The 16479-nt window shown below is 34.2% G+C and carries 12 protein-coding genes; 2 read left to right on the top strand and 10 right to left on the bottom strand.

All coding sequences use genetic code 11. The features are described from left to right. Positions 1-5: 5 nt before the first annotated feature. The 10 genes from ACO05S_RS13660 to ACO05S_RS13615 form a co-directional block, all read right to left on the bottom strand. Positions 6-935 carry an ABC transporter ATP-binding protein gene (locus ACO05S_RS13660; protein WP_421918566.1) on the bottom strand — a complete coding sequence of 310 codons (930 nt, stop codon included), beginning with the start codon at positions 933-935 and terminating at the stop codon, positions 6-8. A 44-nt stretch (positions 936-979) separates the two neighbouring features. Beyond that, positions 980-3310 carry a Gldg family protein gene (locus tag ACO05S_RS13655; RefSeq protein WP_421918565.1) on the bottom strand — a complete coding sequence of 777 codons (2331 nt, stop codon included), beginning with the start codon at positions 3308-3310 and terminating at the stop codon, positions 980-982. A gap of 58 nt (positions 3311-3368) precedes the next feature. Beyond that, positions 3369-5021: a DUF4369 domain-containing protein gene (locus ACO05S_RS13650; protein WP_421918564.1), complete on the bottom strand. Its 1653-nt coding sequence runs from the start codon at positions 5019-5021 to the stop codon at positions 3369-3371. Position 5022: 1 nt separating this feature from the next. Beyond that, a complete protein-coding gene (locus ACO05S_RS13645; protein ID WP_421918563.1) occupies positions 5023-6138 on the bottom strand; it encodes a thioredoxin-like domain-containing protein in 1116 nt (371 codons plus the stop codon). A 144-nt stretch (positions 6139-6282) separates the two neighbouring features. Then, a complete protein-coding gene (locus tag ACO05S_RS13640) occupies positions 6283-7908 on the bottom strand; it encodes a PKD-like family lipoprotein (protein ID WP_421918562.1) in 1626 nt (541 codons plus the stop codon). Further along, positions 7880-8551, bottom strand: a complete 672-nt coding sequence (locus ACO05S_RS13635) for a DUF4843 domain-containing protein (protein ID WP_421918561.1) — start codon at positions 8549-8551, stop codon at positions 7880-7882. The genes ACO05S_RS13640 and ACO05S_RS13635 overlap by 29 nt, the downstream gene beginning before the upstream one ends. Positions 8552-8562: 11 nt before the next feature. After that, positions 8563-10224, bottom strand: a complete 1662-nt coding sequence (locus ACO05S_RS13630) for a RagB/SusD family nutrient uptake outer membrane protein (protein WP_421918560.1) — start codon at positions 10222-10224, stop codon at positions 8563-8565. Between the two features lie 11 nt (positions 10225-10235). Continuing rightward, positions 10236-13499: a SusC/RagA family TonB-linked outer membrane protein gene (locus ACO05S_RS13625; RefSeq protein WP_421918559.1), complete on the bottom strand. Its 3264-nt coding sequence runs from the start codon at positions 13497-13499 to the stop codon at positions 10236-10238. Between the two features lie 148 nt (positions 13500-13647). Continuing rightward, a complete protein-coding gene (locus ACO05S_RS13620; protein WP_421918558.1) occupies positions 13648-14784 on the bottom strand; it encodes a FecR domain-containing protein in 1137 nt (378 codons plus the stop codon). A 183-nt stretch (positions 14785-14967) separates the two neighbouring features. Next, on the bottom strand, positions 14968-15447 hold the full coding sequence (locus ACO05S_RS13615) for an RNA polymerase sigma factor (protein WP_421918557.1): 480 nt from the start codon (positions 15445-15447) through the stop codon (positions 14968-14970). 441 nt (positions 15448-15888) lie between these two features. Between ACO05S_RS13615 and ACO05S_RS13610 the strand changes: the two genes are divergently transcribed. Both ACO05S_RS13610 and ACO05S_RS13605 read left to right on the top strand, forming a co-directional pair. Continuing rightward, positions 15889-16059, top strand: a complete 171-nt coding sequence (locus tag ACO05S_RS13610) for a hypothetical protein (protein WP_421918556.1) — start codon at positions 15889-15891, stop codon at positions 16057-16059. Between the two features lie 139 nt (positions 16060-16198). Beyond that, complete coding sequence (locus ACO05S_RS13605) at positions 16199-16363, top strand: hypothetical protein (protein ID WP_421918555.1); 165 nt, start codon at positions 16199-16201, stop codon at positions 16361-16363. The last annotated feature ends 116 nt before the right edge of the window (positions 16364-16479 follow it).

The raw sequence follows: 16479 nt of genomic DNA, 5'->3' as shown, positions 1-16479 counted from the left end.
CTCTATTATTTTGAGTTTTTACCTGACAAGTGAGCAAAAATAAGATCAAGGGATTGTTTTTCAAGCACAATCTCCAACAAGCCCCAATCCTTTTCAATACATTTATTTACAATGGCACGTGATACGTTTATTGAAGTATCAAATACGATTTGAAATTTATTGCCATTAAGGTTTCTCACCTCCTTCACTCCATTAATTGAAAGGATGTCCTCTTTTGATGGAGGATTTTCCAGTGCCAGACTAATGGTATTTGGTTCGATATAATCGTTAAAAGCTTCCATGGTATCTGAGAATACCAGCTTTCCTTTTTCTATCATTTTTATTGTTCCACAAGTCGCCTGGACTTCAGGTAAAATATGTGAGCATAATACAACTGCCCTGTCTTCTGCAATTTCAGAAATAAGGGCTCTAATTTCTACAATATTGTTAGGATCCAATCCTGTTGTGGGCTCATCAAACACAACCAGCTTGGGCTTGTGGATGATAGACTGTGCTATGCCAACGCGTTGTTGATACCCTCCTGATAAATTTCGGATTACCCGTTTGCTCATAGAAGTCAGACCACATTTTTCAAGCGCTTCATCTACAGCTTTAGCAATTTTACATTTTGGCCCCAGTCTCAAGTAAGCACAATGTGTTAAATACTCTCTTACCGTTAAATCAGGATATACCGGTGGTTTTTGAGGTAAAAATCCAATATATTTTTTAGCCTCAATCGGATTTTTGCGCATATTGATACCGTTGATATATACATTCCCTTCGGTTTGATTTAATACACCACAAAGAATATTCATTGTCGTGGATTTTCCGGCTCCATTTGAACCTAATAAACCAAGAATTTCATTATTGCCAATTTCAAAGTTGATATCTTTTATGGCCCAGTCCTTACTATATTTATGTGAAAGATTTTCTATTCTTACGATTTTATCTGACATGATTTTTTCTATTGATTGTTATTTAATTTAAATAATAAGCAGGTTTACATTCTTCGCCTTATAAACAATATTATAAACCCAAGAAGGGCAAAAATGCCCGGAACTAACCAAATAAAAATTGTTCTTAATCGGGCAATTATTTCATTTGTCATTTCCAATTTTTCTTTAGAGAAGTTTGGCTGTACAAGGCGAATAGGATATTCTCCATTTGCGAACCAATTAAAAATATCATAACAAAAATTTAACTGCGATGACAGATTAGACCCCCTAGCTATAATTTTCTGGTTACTAAGAAAATCAGCATCAGCTGCAACAATAATTTTTTGCCGTTTATTATGTATACTCCTATTTAAACTCAAAACTACATTTACAATGCCTTTTTTTTCTCCTTTTTTTGAATCGTATTTAACCAGGTAATTCTTATCCGGTCCTTCTCTATCCAGCCAATACTCATCAGTAGTAGAGAAAACAGGAGCAATTTCAAATTTATTCGTATCAGAGATTCGTAAACCTCCTGCACCATTAAAATCCATATATTTAACATTGGTCCCTGTCAACTCTTTGTCTTCCGTTGAACACTTGCTCAAGAAAACACTTGGATCCTTTGCAGTTTTTCCTATATACTCTGTTTCCTTTACAGCAACCCCCGGTAAAAACTCAACCCCAATATATTCAAGGATAGGGTTAAGTATTGCGTGACTTCCCGGTTCGCCGGCAATAATTAGATTTCCACCGCCATCAATATAATTTTTAAGTTTTTCAATCTTTTCAGAAGGATACATCACTTTAGGATCTCCAATAACCAGAACATCTGTTTCAGAAGGGATATCTTCCATATTAAAATCAATCGCAGACACATTAAAGCCACTATTTCGCAACGAATATCTGTAAATAAAACTTGAAGAGATAGCTGTCCAGTCTTTAGGGAGATCATTTGGAGTTGGACCGGTTAAAAAACTCCCATCATTTACAATAGTATTATGATCAGTGTGTGTTTTTCGTTCCTGGTGCCCATCCAGAAAAACAACATTTAAACTCGGTACCAAAAAACGTTTAAGCAATGTAACAACCTCCCTTTCAATTGCCTCCGGGCTATTCGGTAGCATTCTAGCGCATAAAAATTCCGTTTTACCTTTATACTCAAATTTTCTCACATGACCACCTAACGCTCTAATTTCATCTTTGCAATCAATGTCTTCAATATCCAAAACATCATCAATTCTTCTTTTATCATACTGAGCAAATCTGCTTGCTTTTTCAATCTCTTCAAAGGCGTCAAGTTTTTGAATATGCGACTTTGTTTTCACTTTTTTGTCATAATATGGGACATACTTTAAATGTATTTTGGGGATATGTTTATGATACAAATTAAATTTCATTTGATCTTTTTGTTGTTTTCCGAACCTAACCTGATAATTTGCAATAATATTTCCATAAGTAGTAATTGTAAGGGGTTCACTTCTGTCCAGTGAGTCGCACACCTTTTGACTGTAAGGGTTTAATGAGTGTTTTTTGCTATTTGTTAAATCCCAACACGTGGTTCTGGAAGGTGCTGCAAAAAAAGAAGTAATGCCTATTGCAATTAATAGTACCATCACAGACTTAAGCCATGTTTTTCTTTTTTCTGATTTCGTTTGCCCTTCTGACTGAAGTTTAAAAACACTAAAAAACAGGAACATGATTGCGAATACAATAAAATAGACAATATCTGCCGATTTTAGTAATCCAGAAATTGCCCTTACAGAATGATCAGTTACAGCCAACCAATTAACAATATCACCAACTATTGAGACAGAACTGGCATAACCGTTTAACAGGCTCAACCCTTTAATAAAAACCATCGCTGCCAATGCAGAAATAACCTGATAATTTGTAAGGGTTGACATAAATAGACCAATTGCCGTATATGCCACAATTAACAGGAATATGGCTATAAGTCCTGAAAGTGCCGTTCCCATATCAAAATTTGCAACAAATGGGCGAGTATTAAAAATAATAATCGTAATAACAACTAAAAAAAGGAGTGAATAAATTAATAGTCCAAAATATTTACCAAGAATAATCGTCCTCATCCTGAGAGGCGATGAATAAAGTAATTTGATGGTTCCACTGCTTTTTTCACGACTAATAAGTCCCATTGTCAGCACAGGGATAAACAAAAACAAGAGGTCGGCAATATTCTTGTACAAACCAACTTCAAACAATCTTATTGTTATACTACCAGGTTTGTTATTCATTTTAATAAGATCAAACAGGCCATCGAGTATATCCGTATACCTGATTCCTAAAAGGGCCGTAAAAATGATTAAAACCAGCCAGGCTATAGGAGTGAAAAACAAGGTTTTCAGCTCCAGTTTTATTATTTTGTATATCATAATGTGTATGAGATTTTATTAGTTACTAATTTGGGGTAGAGTTTATATTACCACTCTTTTAATTGGTTCTCACGCATTTAACAATTCCTTTTTTAGCTGAGGCCAAAAACAAATTATCTTTGCTATCTATTGCCAAAGGAATATGACTACAGCCTTTTACTAATTCTTCTATGCCTTCAATTTTCTTTGCTCCTGTTTGGCTGTATATTTTTACACGGGTTGGATCCTTTTCAACTGTAACAATGGCACCATTTGATATATAGGCCAAACTCACCGGATTACAGCAGCCATGAAAATCATTGATCCCCCTTCCACGCTGACCAAATTCTAGATTTTTAATTCCACTAAAGTCATAACCTACCACATTAAATCCCCCTAAGCCTGTGGCCAATATCTGCTTTTCTTTTCTTACGTCAATATCAAGAATACCACAACAAGTACGAAGGCTTTCAATCGTAGCCAATTGCGTTCCGTCTACTGCATTATAAATCCCTATTCTTTTTTTACTAGCATCAGCTACCAAAAGCTTTTTACCTGTAAGCTTGGCTCCACTTGATAAAAATATCCCTTTCAACTTGTAGCTTTTAAGTAGGTTTCCACTTCTATCAAAAATGCTACAGAGGCTTTCTTTAGGAATCGTTCGGGATCGTTTTCTCCCTCTAATTTTTTCAATTTTTCTCTCAGTAATACTATGGACAACATAAATATTGTCATCATCATCAACTGCAATTGTAGTGGCTTTCCCTTCCACATCAATTTTAAATCTTTTTATTTCTTCACCCTGTTGGTTGATGATCAAAAGCTCTGCATCTTTGGTAATTGCACATAGGTTATTATCAGAAAACACCCCTAAATAAATGACATCTTTAATTTCAGAACCATCGTATTTATCATCCAACTTGTAGCTTATATTTGAAATACCAGGAAATAGATCATCATAGGTAACTTCCGTTCTTCTCATTTCTCCAGTTTTATCCATAAGGCGTGCATACATTGGCAACACATAACAGCTCGCATCTAACAAGCTGATTTCCGACTCAATTTGGGCCAGATTTTTGCCTTCCATACCTTCTTCAATGAGATAAACAGAAACCTGAGATGCAGGGTTGTTTCGGATGTAATCCAAACGGAATTCGGCACTCTGTTTGTTACGCACTTCCATCCTTTGATCGATTTTATTCTTTAATTGGGCCTTTTCTTTTGGACTCAACATTTTTCCTGAGTTGAAGAATTGATGATTAAGTTCCTTAATACCCAATTCTTCGTAAGATTTTCTATTGAATTCAGTTAATGATTCATAGTACTTTTTCAATTCACTTCCAAACTCCTCACCCACAATTTTAATTTTGTATCCGGCCTTTCCTAAACTATCAGCATGACCAATAGCTCTCATACTAGTATTCTCAGCAAAAAAATTCATACTACCCAAAATTCTGTCTTCTTCTTTAATCATACAGTTGATTTCTGAAGGAGAAGGGTAGTCTCCTATTATCTTAAACACTCCATCTTTTACAGGTACAGATACATGTTTATTTTTATCATTATAAACGGAATCCTTGTTTATAATGATGATTTTCCCATTTGACAATCCTTTAATTTCACCATGCATAACAAAGCTTTCCTTTGTTTGCTTTTCGGAATTATTGCATGCTAAAAACGTGATAGTTATTACTATCCCCATTAAAATCTGAGTTAGAAAATACTTTTTCATATCATTCTGCTTGTAGTTCTTCCAATTCTTTTAAAAATTCAGGTCGATAGCCTGAGTTATCTTTAATAATTGTTCCGTTCTTGTTGATTAAGAACTGACGTGGGATTCCAGTAACGTTATACTTGATAACAACCGGACTTTCTCTACCTTTTAAATCAGAAACAACAAGCCATGGGTAGTCAGTTCTTTTTACATGATCGATCCATTCTTTTTCCTTACGATTGTTATAGAAGTATACTACACTAACTTTATCTTTAATTTTATCATACTTTTCAGCCAATAGTTTATCAAATTGTTTGCACCAACCACAATGGACACCGGTAAAATTCAACAAAACAAATTTGTCTTTACTGCATAGGTCGGAAAACTGAAACGTTTCCCCATTAATGTATTTTGCTTCAAAATCTTCATATTGTTCGCCCAAAGCAATCGGCTTATTGAAATACCTTGTATAAATTGCCTGACCTTTAGTGGTATTTTTAAGTTCATCTGAAAGTTGATTGTAAAACATCTTTATTTCGTCAGAGGATAGCATAGGAGGAACTTTAGCCAGACGATCCAGCCCAGGATATGAATTAAAATTATCTTTTAAAAACTGTAGCTCTATTTTCCTAGTATGCTTAAAAATATCCCTGTTCCTGAGCGATATTTTTTTCCTTTCGTCATCAGGAAGTTTATCCCAATTTTTGTTCAAGTATGAAGAAAGTGTATCAGCCTCATAGATCATTTCAGCTACCTGAGACAAATACTTATTTTCAATTTGCTGCGCATTCCCTCCTTTTATTTTGCATATCCTAAAATTCTCAAAGTCTCCTTCAATTTCAAAGTTTGTATTCTCGACATAGATATAAGTTAGTGCCAATTTTTCTTGGCCCAAACGACTATGTAAGTAAAACTGTTTAGGATAATTTACTTGCCCTTTTAATACAAATTCATCATTTTCAATGACACAAGAATCAACATACATGTTTTCATCACAACTCCTCAGGAATATGGTTTCGCCTTCTGTAAATCCATTCACTTTCCCATGAATAGTGTATCCTTTTTGTTTGCTTAAGCAAGAATTAAGACATAAAATACCTACAGCAACACAAGTTGCTAACTGTGTAAATCTCATTTTTGTTTAGTTTTCTTAACAACTTTATATCCCAGATTAAGCAGTCGTTTTTTTTCTGGGTAAGTGTTTGATTGTATAAATTTGCTTTGGAAATAAGAACCCAGCCAAAAAATTCAGCCGGGTTCATATTAATGATTATCCGAATTATTTAAATTTATAATCCATATCAACAATTTTACCACCAACATTTTCGTAAGTAGCCATATGTGTAACATCTGAGTTATCATCAGTATTTACATGATATTCTCTTACACTACCGGTACGCCCACTACCTTCATAAGTAGCAACATATAAACGGTAAGTTTCAAGTTTTGTATTATCGATTCTATTGGCAATAGGTTTAATTTTCATTGCAGTAACCTCCAAGCCACCAAATGAATCATCAATAATGGTGTGTGTATCTGTAGATGCATCACAGTAAACTAGTTGGTTTGATGAATTTATATAATAAAATCCAAATTCATAATTTGAAAAAGCCACATGAGAGTCTTCAGTAAAGCTATCAATACTAACAGGTTTAAATAATTGCCCCGATCCATAAACAGAACTCCCACTGCAAGCAAATGATAAATATTTATACTCACCTGAAACATCATCTTTAACAATATAACAGTGACCAGAATCGCCATACCCATATTCGCTCACACCCAAACCTCCTCTTAAAACAGTAAAGTCAAAAGGACCGGATGGGTTACTAAAATCACTACTATAAATAGGAAGAAATCTAGTAGTTGGGTTGTATGAACTGCTATAGCCCTGTCTAATAGCAATGAATTGTTTTAGGCTTGTATCAAATGCAATTAAATAACCACCAACAGGAGCATATTTAATATCATTATGAAGATTAAATTGAAACTGCTCTATCCCGGTTATTGGATATTCTAAAAGAACTTCTCCTTGATATACACTATTATCAATTAAAATTGCATCATGAGGTTTATGTGCAGTTCCTAAAACATAATCGTCAAAAAAATATCTAGAAGTTACATTACATTTATATCCTTCTGTTAGTGTTGCTATATTTCTAATCTTTGAAATGTCATCGTTTAAAAAAGCAAACTTATCCTTGATGCTTCCTGTACTAATAAGAGTCGCGGGATCAAGGATCTGGCCTCCTGTTTCATTTTGACAAAGTATACTAATATGTGATACTCGCCCTAAATCGGGGACACGTCCTGGTGTATAATTAATTCTAATTGGTTTTTCACCAAGCGATCTGTTCAAATTTGATTTTTGGAACATATCATTCATAATCTCGCCATCAAACCGAACATAATCCAAGTTAGCTGTACCGTCCAGATCACTCAATACCAATAAGCCATAAGCAACATCTGTAGATACAGATAACTCAGACTCAAAACGTTCAAAAACATTTGTATTATTATCGTAAGCATACAACTCAAGTTCGTAATTATCTGCCATTGGGATTAAATTTACAGGAACATCCAATGTAGGAGTTGATTCAGATATAGAAAGCGTATCCAATTTTCCGGTAACAGATCTGGTTACCCAGACATACCTGTGATCAGAGCTGGGAAGTGTTTGAGATATTTCTGGTTCAATTAAAATATTTTCTCCTGCTACAACCTCATATAAATCTTCTATACCGGTTATTGTTATTTTATTAAGTTCATTGTAATCGATGTCAAGATCCTCATGTTCCAGACAGGAGGAGATTATCAAAGACAATATAAATATGTATACTATATTATTTTTCATAATTTTCTGATTTAAATAATTTTTACCAAGGAACAGGATTCCCGTTTTCATCTAAAATCTCATTTTCTGCCCAATAGGTTTTTAAAGCATAGGAAACAGAAGACATTAAATATAATCTTGTAGCAGAACCAGAAGCAAAATCTGATTCTGAAGGAAATGAATCAAATCCTGTGATCAGGAAGAAGATATTGAATTTTTCCGGGCTAAATTGTCCATACTGATAGGGCCAATGATCGGGTTTTTCAATAACATTTGAGCTTTTAATATCAACAAAAGCATTTTCCAACGGACCAGGTCTAAATCCATTCAACTCCTCAAATCCTAAGTACAATCGAGAAGCTCTCACATCAACCGAATCATTCTTAAACAGTTTTATGTTGACATTAGCTGAAGTCTCACCAGCTTTAAATATATAGCTTTCTTTAAGGGGCTCATAATCAAAACCAGATAAGGCACTGGTAGAGTCATTAATTATTTTAAGAGCAAATGACCTGTCAGTTTCTCCTATTATACCCGTAGTATTAATAGTTAAATTTACTTCTAAAGTATCTTTATCGGAAGCATAAAATACTTTTTCAACACTAGTTTGGGTAAAATATAGCGAAGCTTTGCTAGTATCAAAGTCCATAAAACCCTGATCACATGAACATATAGCAAACATCAAAATGATATTTAATATGATTATTTTTTTCATAATTTATAATTTTAGAATCCTTCACCTAAAGGATAGGGTAAAACATAAATATTATCATCAATGGCATTCTCAACTGGAAACTGATTGATTCCCTTGAATGTATCTTTATTTTTTCGTTTGAAATAGAAAAAGAGTTCTCCTTTTCCATAAAAGTTCTTTTTATACTCTTTTTCAATTTCTATTTCCAGTTTTTCTTCGGTATCAATATCAGTAGTTTCTAGCGGAGCCAAACTATACATGCCCCTCAGTTCATTTAAGTGCTGAAGTTGATCTGCCGTAGAACTTGCAGTTTCAGCAGCAATTAATTTTATTTCATGATGATTTAATAAGTCAAAATAATTGAGTCCTTTTTTATGTATTGGAGATACCCAATTCGAATTAACTAATACAGAGTATTGATTAAAAAAATAGGAATACTTAAAGTTCATCCAACGAATATCATTATCGCCCGGGCTAGGCTCTACCGGCAGATAAGTTCCCTTCTCTCTTAGAACAAATGTTCCAGTATTATATGATGAAGATCCCTCCATATAATAATACTGGACAGCAGTTGTATTCTGGTTTAGCCAATCTACAACAGGCTGCTTTAAGGCTTTTACTTCTTCAGAGTCCCAATAACTAATACTAACAGCTTCAGAAGTGCTTAATAAATCAACCTCATATAAAGCTTCCAGATTATCGGGGAAGATTTTTCTTTCTGTAGTAAAATCAGATTTTACTTTATCATATTGCCCGTCTTCATCAACAGATACTCCAAAGATAGTTCCATCCTGATATAGGAAAGATATCCCAAAATTAAGCTGTTGATGAGCATTATTCAATACTTCTTCCGCATATTCATAGGCCTTTTCATTATTTCCGGCATACAAATAGACTTTAGCTAATAATGCCTGAACAGCATAATAATTGAATCTTGCAAGTCTGTTTGAACGAAAACCTAATTCTCGCAATCTTTCCTCACTACTAACATTATAAGTTGCCAGCATTTCATCTTTTTCATCTTCTGTTTCGGCTTGCAATAAAGGTTCATGAACTGCTAATAGTGCTTCGGCATCCTCCAGATCCTTAATAATTTTATTATATACTTCCCTAACAGTAGATGGAGCTATCGTATTAATATCAAATTTATTCATATACGGAATTGCATCAGCAGCTTCATCGCTGGCTATTGAAGGGGCGAATATTTTCACTAAATTAAAATGGAAAAAAGCTCTTAGGGCCTTCGATTCTGCAATTAAAATCTCATAATTCCCATCAGGAAACATTTCTTTTGTGGCAGAACCATCTTCTAAATTTTCTAACAAATTATTAAGGTTGGCAATTAAGTTATAGTGTTTGTTCCACAAAAGATCTAGCTCGGCTTTTATTGGCTCATTTGTTTCATAATCATACATTCCATTTGAGCCTTCAAATCGAGAAGACCATTTTGAGTCAGCAAAAGTTTGTGCTAAATCATCAAATAGATAGTACCTCATTTTGGCCCCGTACATATCATACCCGGCCATTTCCAGGTATACTCCATACAATGCTGAATAATATCCGGTTTTTGAGCTAAATTGTTTAGCTTCATCAATTTCAGTGAGCGGATCAATTTTAAAGTGATCTTCGCAAGCTCCAAATAGCACAACTGATACAATGAGGAGCAATAATTTATTTATTTTTTTTAGTTTCATAATCGTTTCATTTAAAGATTAATTCCCACTGAAAAGTTAAATGTTCGAGCAAAAGGATATGATGTACCTCTCTCTAGTCTAACATGCTGTAGATAAAATAGATTATTTGTAGTAAATGACAGACTTAGCCCTTCTAATCCGTAGCGTTTAATACTCTCTGGTTTAAATCGATAGGTAAGGTTTAAACTTGAATATCTAAGGAAAGATGCATCTTGCAGGAACCTGGATGATGCATAGGTTGTTTCTCTATCATTAATATTCTTAAAAGAAGCAATGTCGCCTGTTTTTTGCCATCTATCATCAAATACTCTGGTATCATAGTTTGTAAAACTTGCACTACCAATATTCTCAACACGATTTAAAACTGTAGAGTTGAATTTCTCTCCACCTACCTGATATTGGAAACTTGAAGAAATAGTTAGTTGTTTATATCTTAAACTAAACCCAAATGAACCTTTTAAATCCGGATTTTCTTCAAAGGACATCATTTCCGCATCCATATAGTTGAATGTTTCATTTCCGTTTTCATCCATAAAAAGTTCTCTACCTGTCATGGGATCAATACCTAAAGATTTTCTTACATAACGAACTGAAGTTGATGTACCTTCCTTAACAATGTTATACGGGGATGTTTGCTTATCACTCAAAAGTCTTTCATTTTGATTTTCATAGGCATCTCCAATGTCAACCATTTTTTCAGAACTGTGATTTGCATTTAAGTTAACACTTAAGTATAAATCTCTTTTTCGTATGAGGTTTGCATTAATTCCAAAACTATACCCCTCAGTTTCTACACCACCTAAATTTGTAAAATAGCTTGAAAAACCTTGATAGCCCGGCAATGACCTTGATACAATTGCGTCTTTTGTTTTAATTCTGTAATAACTAAAGTCGAACATCAAATTATTATTGAAAATCCCAATATCAGCACTTACATTTGCATTAAGAGCCGTCTGCCATTTTAAATTGCGATTTCCCATACCACCTAATAATGCACCAACACCATTATTATAATAATATGTACTGGTATTTGTTCTATAAATTTTCAAGGCCTGGTAAGGACCAAAAGATTGAGATCCATTATTACCAATAGATGCCTTTAATCTGAACTGAGAAAAGCCAATATTTTTAATAAATTTTTCCTTCTCGAGGTTATAACCTAAACCTGCCGACCAAAATTTTGCCCAAGGATTAATATCTCCAAATACACTGGAAATATCAGTTCTAAATGTAAAATCGGCATATAGTTTATGATCAAAAACATAATTTAGTGTAGCCAAATATCCTGCATGTCTGGAAATTGTGCTTTCCCCTCTTGGGGTAGAATTATCTTTGAATTTCCCTGCAAAAATTGGATGAGATAGATTACCTGAAGGGATATCAACAGCTGTAAAGCCTGTACCTACCCCTTTGTTGTTCTTATACTCAACCGAAGTATTCAAAGTAAAATTATGTTTATTTATCTCATAGAAAAATGAAGCCCCTAAACGAGTCATGTAGGTTCTTTTTTGATTTGTATCATAGCTATATGAACCATTATCACTAGACGATAAAAAATCGGTATGATCAAACGGTTTAAAAATTTCAGATTCAGATTTAGTGCTACTATATGAAATCTGGGCATTCAGAATTAGAAATTTAAATGGCTTATATCTTGTTGAAAAATTATTTGTAATAACAGATGATTTCACTCTATCAAACATATCAGTACTCGCATTCCACAAGGGGTTCATGAATTGATAATTTACACCCTCTGGCTCAATACTATAAAGCAATTGTCCATTTTCATCTTTTGCAGGCAAATAAGGATTCATATTAGCATAGTCAGAAAAGACTCCATAAGGAGAGTTTTCCGCAGTTGTTTCAGAATAGGACATACTGTTCTGGAAATGAAACTTCTTGATTCTGTAAGTAAATGTCATATTTCCAGAATATTTGTCGCGCGATGAACCTTTCATAACCCCATGCTCAGGGTTTGCATTAAAAGAGATACCATATGTAAAAGTTTCTGAACCACCACTAATGCCAAGGCTATGATTTAAATTCGTTCCCACACGTAGAGGTTTATTGATCCAATCCACATCAATTCCTTTAGCAATATTCATTTGCTTACCATTATATTCATCGTCGAATGGATGTAATCCTCTAATTCGCTCTAACTCGAGTTTCTGCTCAGCATTTAACAAATCATAAGAAGAGAGATCCGGAGCCGTTATTGAGGACATTAGCCTGTAATTTATCCTTAGTTCTCCAGCTTTTGGCTTTTTAAGCTCTATAACCACAACACCATTTAATGATACTGAACCATAGAACGAGGTTGCAGCAGCATCTTTCAATAGAGTTATCGATTCAATCCTTGATGGAGGAATATCGAATACCTCACGCATTGAGGTTTGAAAACCATCTACTACAAAAATAGGCGCATTTGGATCACCTTCAAAAGCTCTTTCGAGACTACCTGCATCATCTGCTTTTGGAAGCGAACTGTTTCCTCTTAAGCGGATCTCCTGCAATCTATTTGGGTCGGAACCAAATTCGTTACTCTCAACCACAGAAAATTCAGGATCAATAATCTCCAAAACCTGCATAATATTCTTTGGATTGAGACTCATAATTTTTTGTGCATCTACTTTTGTGGTTGCTCCGGTAAAAGTTTCTTTCTTTTGAGAAAAACCCAAACCTGTTACAACTATTCCATCCAATTCGGTAGCTGACTCTTTCATCACAAGGTTTATCTTAGTTTGAGTTTCGACCAAAACCTCTTTACTTTCCATCCCTACAAATGAGAATACCAATACAGCTCCTTCTGAAACTGTGATTTCATAAATACCATTCATATTGGTAGAAGTTCCCGTGTATGTTCCTTTAATAAAAACAGATACGCCTGGCAGCGCATTGCCATTTTCGTCGGTTACTTTTCCCTTGATAGTTTTTTGTTGCTGCGCATCTCCTTTTGCGGAGTTTTCTTCTTTAATCAGCTTACGCTTAATAATCACAACATCATCGTCGATAGAGTATTCCAGATTTTTTCCTTCAAGAACTTCATCAAGAATTTCTTCGACACTTGCATTATTTTTTGTAATGCTAACCTTATCAAACCCTACTAAATCCGAAGATTTGTAGATAAAAACAACATCCGAAGACTCTTGCAACTCCCAAAATAAATCGGCAAGTTCCACATCTTCAATCTGAACATTAAATTTCCCGTTTTGTGAATACACGCTGGCAGAAACCTGCAGCATCCCAATAATCAGAAACATTAGAGATAACTTCATAATTCTCAATGTTTTTCTCCTGTTCCGCATAAAATTGCGGAACCAGTCTAGTTTTTTTTCCATAAATTTGTACTGGTTAGATAATCGTGAAAACATATATTTAACTACCGGGAGAATGATAGTGCCAATATCATTTTCCCTTTTTTTATCACTCAACTACTAATGCTTTCTTGTTTAATGTAAAGCTAAGTGCACCTGTTTTTTCCATTTTTTGTAATAAAACTTCAATATCATCATATCGATTTACTCTCATCGAATACAAATCATCCTTTATATCCTGATTTGGGTAAAACACCTCAATATCGTACCACCTGCTTAATGCAGACATGATATTTTCCAGAGGTTCGTCTCTAAAAATAAACTTACCATCTTTCCAAGCAGTATAAATCGAGGCATCAACCTCATTCTTTTCATATTCTCTGTTAACTTTATTAAAAACAACTTGTTCATCAGGCTTCATTTCGATCATTTTTTCATCTACAAACAAGATTATCTTTCCTTCACTTAATGTGGCATAAGTATATTCTTCGTCGCCATAAGCCTTCACATTAAAATGTGTACCCAACACTCTTACATCTATATCATTTGTTCTTACAATAAATGGTCGCAAGCTGTCTTTTGCAACTTCAAAGTATGCCTCTCCTTTCAATTCAACAATCCTGATGTTGGAACTGTATTTCGGTTGGAAACCTATGATCGACTCTGAATTGATCCATACTTTTGTTCCATCTGGAAGCACAACATCATATTCTGCATTTCGCGGTACAATTATTTTGTGAAAATCGTTTCCACTAAATTCCTTGTTGCCATCAGAATAAGTTATTTTTCCTGAATCAATTCGAGCGTTTAGTTTATCAAACATTACTGTTGTATCTTTTTTACCAAGGTCTATTACTTCAATACCATCTACCTCGAGATAGGCCATTGAAGATCCTGGTTGAACCAAGTCAGGAGTATTGGTTCTAAAATCATCATAAATCAGATATGCTCCTCCAGCAAGAACAATCAACAACAATATTGCTGCTGCCGAATACCAAAATTGTAAAGTTTTAACAATTGGAGTTCTTGTTCCTTCCTTAATTTGCTTTTCAACACGCTTCCAATTCTCCTTCCGGAGATAAATCTTAATCTTTCGTTCTCGTTCAGACTGATATCTTCCATTCTCAATAGATAAAAGTGCCTCTTTTTCTGATGCACTTAATCCAGAATCATCTTTCGCATTCTTCAAGATCGATTTTGCGTATTGATCTGCTTTTCTTATTTGTTTTTCGATATTTTTCTTCATTTCCGGTAATATTAACATTGACAAAACATGATATTACCGCAATAAAATTATTTGTCAATGCCTGTGTTTATTTATACAACTACCTAAAGTTTAAAGTGGGCGTATCAAAAAAATGATTTTTTTGTTTTTTTTTGAAGGTCAGTAAATAAGCAGCTATTACATCAATAAGTGATAATTCCTGCATTATAATAATTCAGCAAGTAAAATCAGTGCAAAAACATTCTCTTTTAGTTGTTCTCTAAGCTTTGTATATCCAACTTTTTGAAGTGTCTTTACAGTATTTACAGATATATTCAGATTTTCGGCTATTTCCTTGTTGGTGTATCCTCCAATCTTGTAATTCATTACCAATTTTGTTCTTTCCGGTAAGTTTTCAATTGCAGAGCGAAGTATTTTATACGTTTCTTCTCTTAATACTTGGAGGTCGGTTTCCTCTTCTTCCGCTTCAATTAAATTATTTTCGATTGATACGGTCTTTTTCAATCGCAGGTGAGTAATTATTTTATTGCGAACCACGGTATACAAGTAGCCTTTGATTCTAAAAATACTGTCGAGATCCTTTCTTTTATCCCAAAGCGCTATAAAAGCCTCCTGAACCGCATCCTCTACAATATCCGATTCAGGAATAATTTTCTCGCCATAAAGACATAAAGAATGATACATGTCTAAGTGTATTCTTTCGAAAACCTTAAGATCACCATTTGTAAACAATCTTATGTGCTTGCTGGTAAACTCCATACAAAAATCTAAAACATTACCTCTCTAAATAAATATAACTACTTGTAAGCCTATATGGGTGTATCAAATGTGAGTTTTATCCCTCTCTTTATAACATTGCTGAGCTTTTTGTGCTTTTAATATATTAATTTTTGGCCAGTAATAGGCAGGATAAGCTATTATAGAATAAATCCATTTAATATTTTGTTGAAATAAGCGTCCCAATGAATCATTGGAATTGTTGTAGTCTGATTTCGAGTAGAAATTTTCTCAAATTACCGAATATATATCGGGATATTTTGAGGAATTTTTATGCCACAAGAAGTTAAATTCTTTGAAAAGTCACCTTCACCCAATATTTACTTAAAAAATTCTTCAAAGAAAGTAATGAGAGTTTTAGAAGATGATGGGCATTCCGATATGATTCAGGATTTGGTTGAATTAGCCATTTTGGGTGGAAAATATCCTGAACCGCTGGCAAAAGTAAATTACGATCTAAGTTTAAACGGAAAAGCGATGACTACTTCTAGTGTAAAGAATGCTAATTCCCCGAACTAATTTTTTGACCTATTTTCCTTTCTACTGCGTTAAGCTTTTTCGCCGTAGCTATGGCTATGCCTGTAAACCTTGCCTTGTAAAAAGAAAAATATTTTCAAAAACTTTAATTCGTTTTATTAACACTCTTCACACTAGTTCAATGTCGGAACTATTGGCAACAGCCAATGGCGACAAAGATGAACGAAGTGAGAGTAAGCTTTTACGTGATAGAGCTTATACTTTGCTTACAAACCATATGAGCACAATTCGCGAATATGGTCGTTACGTTTTTTGGAAGAACGAAGATCGAAAAGTATGCATTTAACTATAAAGGGATAGAAAACCTTTATAAACACTGACCCCGATAAAGTTTTGACTCGCCATCGGGGAATTTTTCAACCCCCCTTAAGTCGGGAAGTATCTCAATTTCATTTTTCACCT

This window comes from Marinifilum sp. (assembly GCF_965230805.1).
Taxonomy (GTDB): Bacteria; Bacteroidota; Bacteroidia; order Bacteroidales; family Marinifilaceae; genus Marinifilum.
This window is presented reverse-complemented; position numbering and strand designations above follow the sequence as displayed.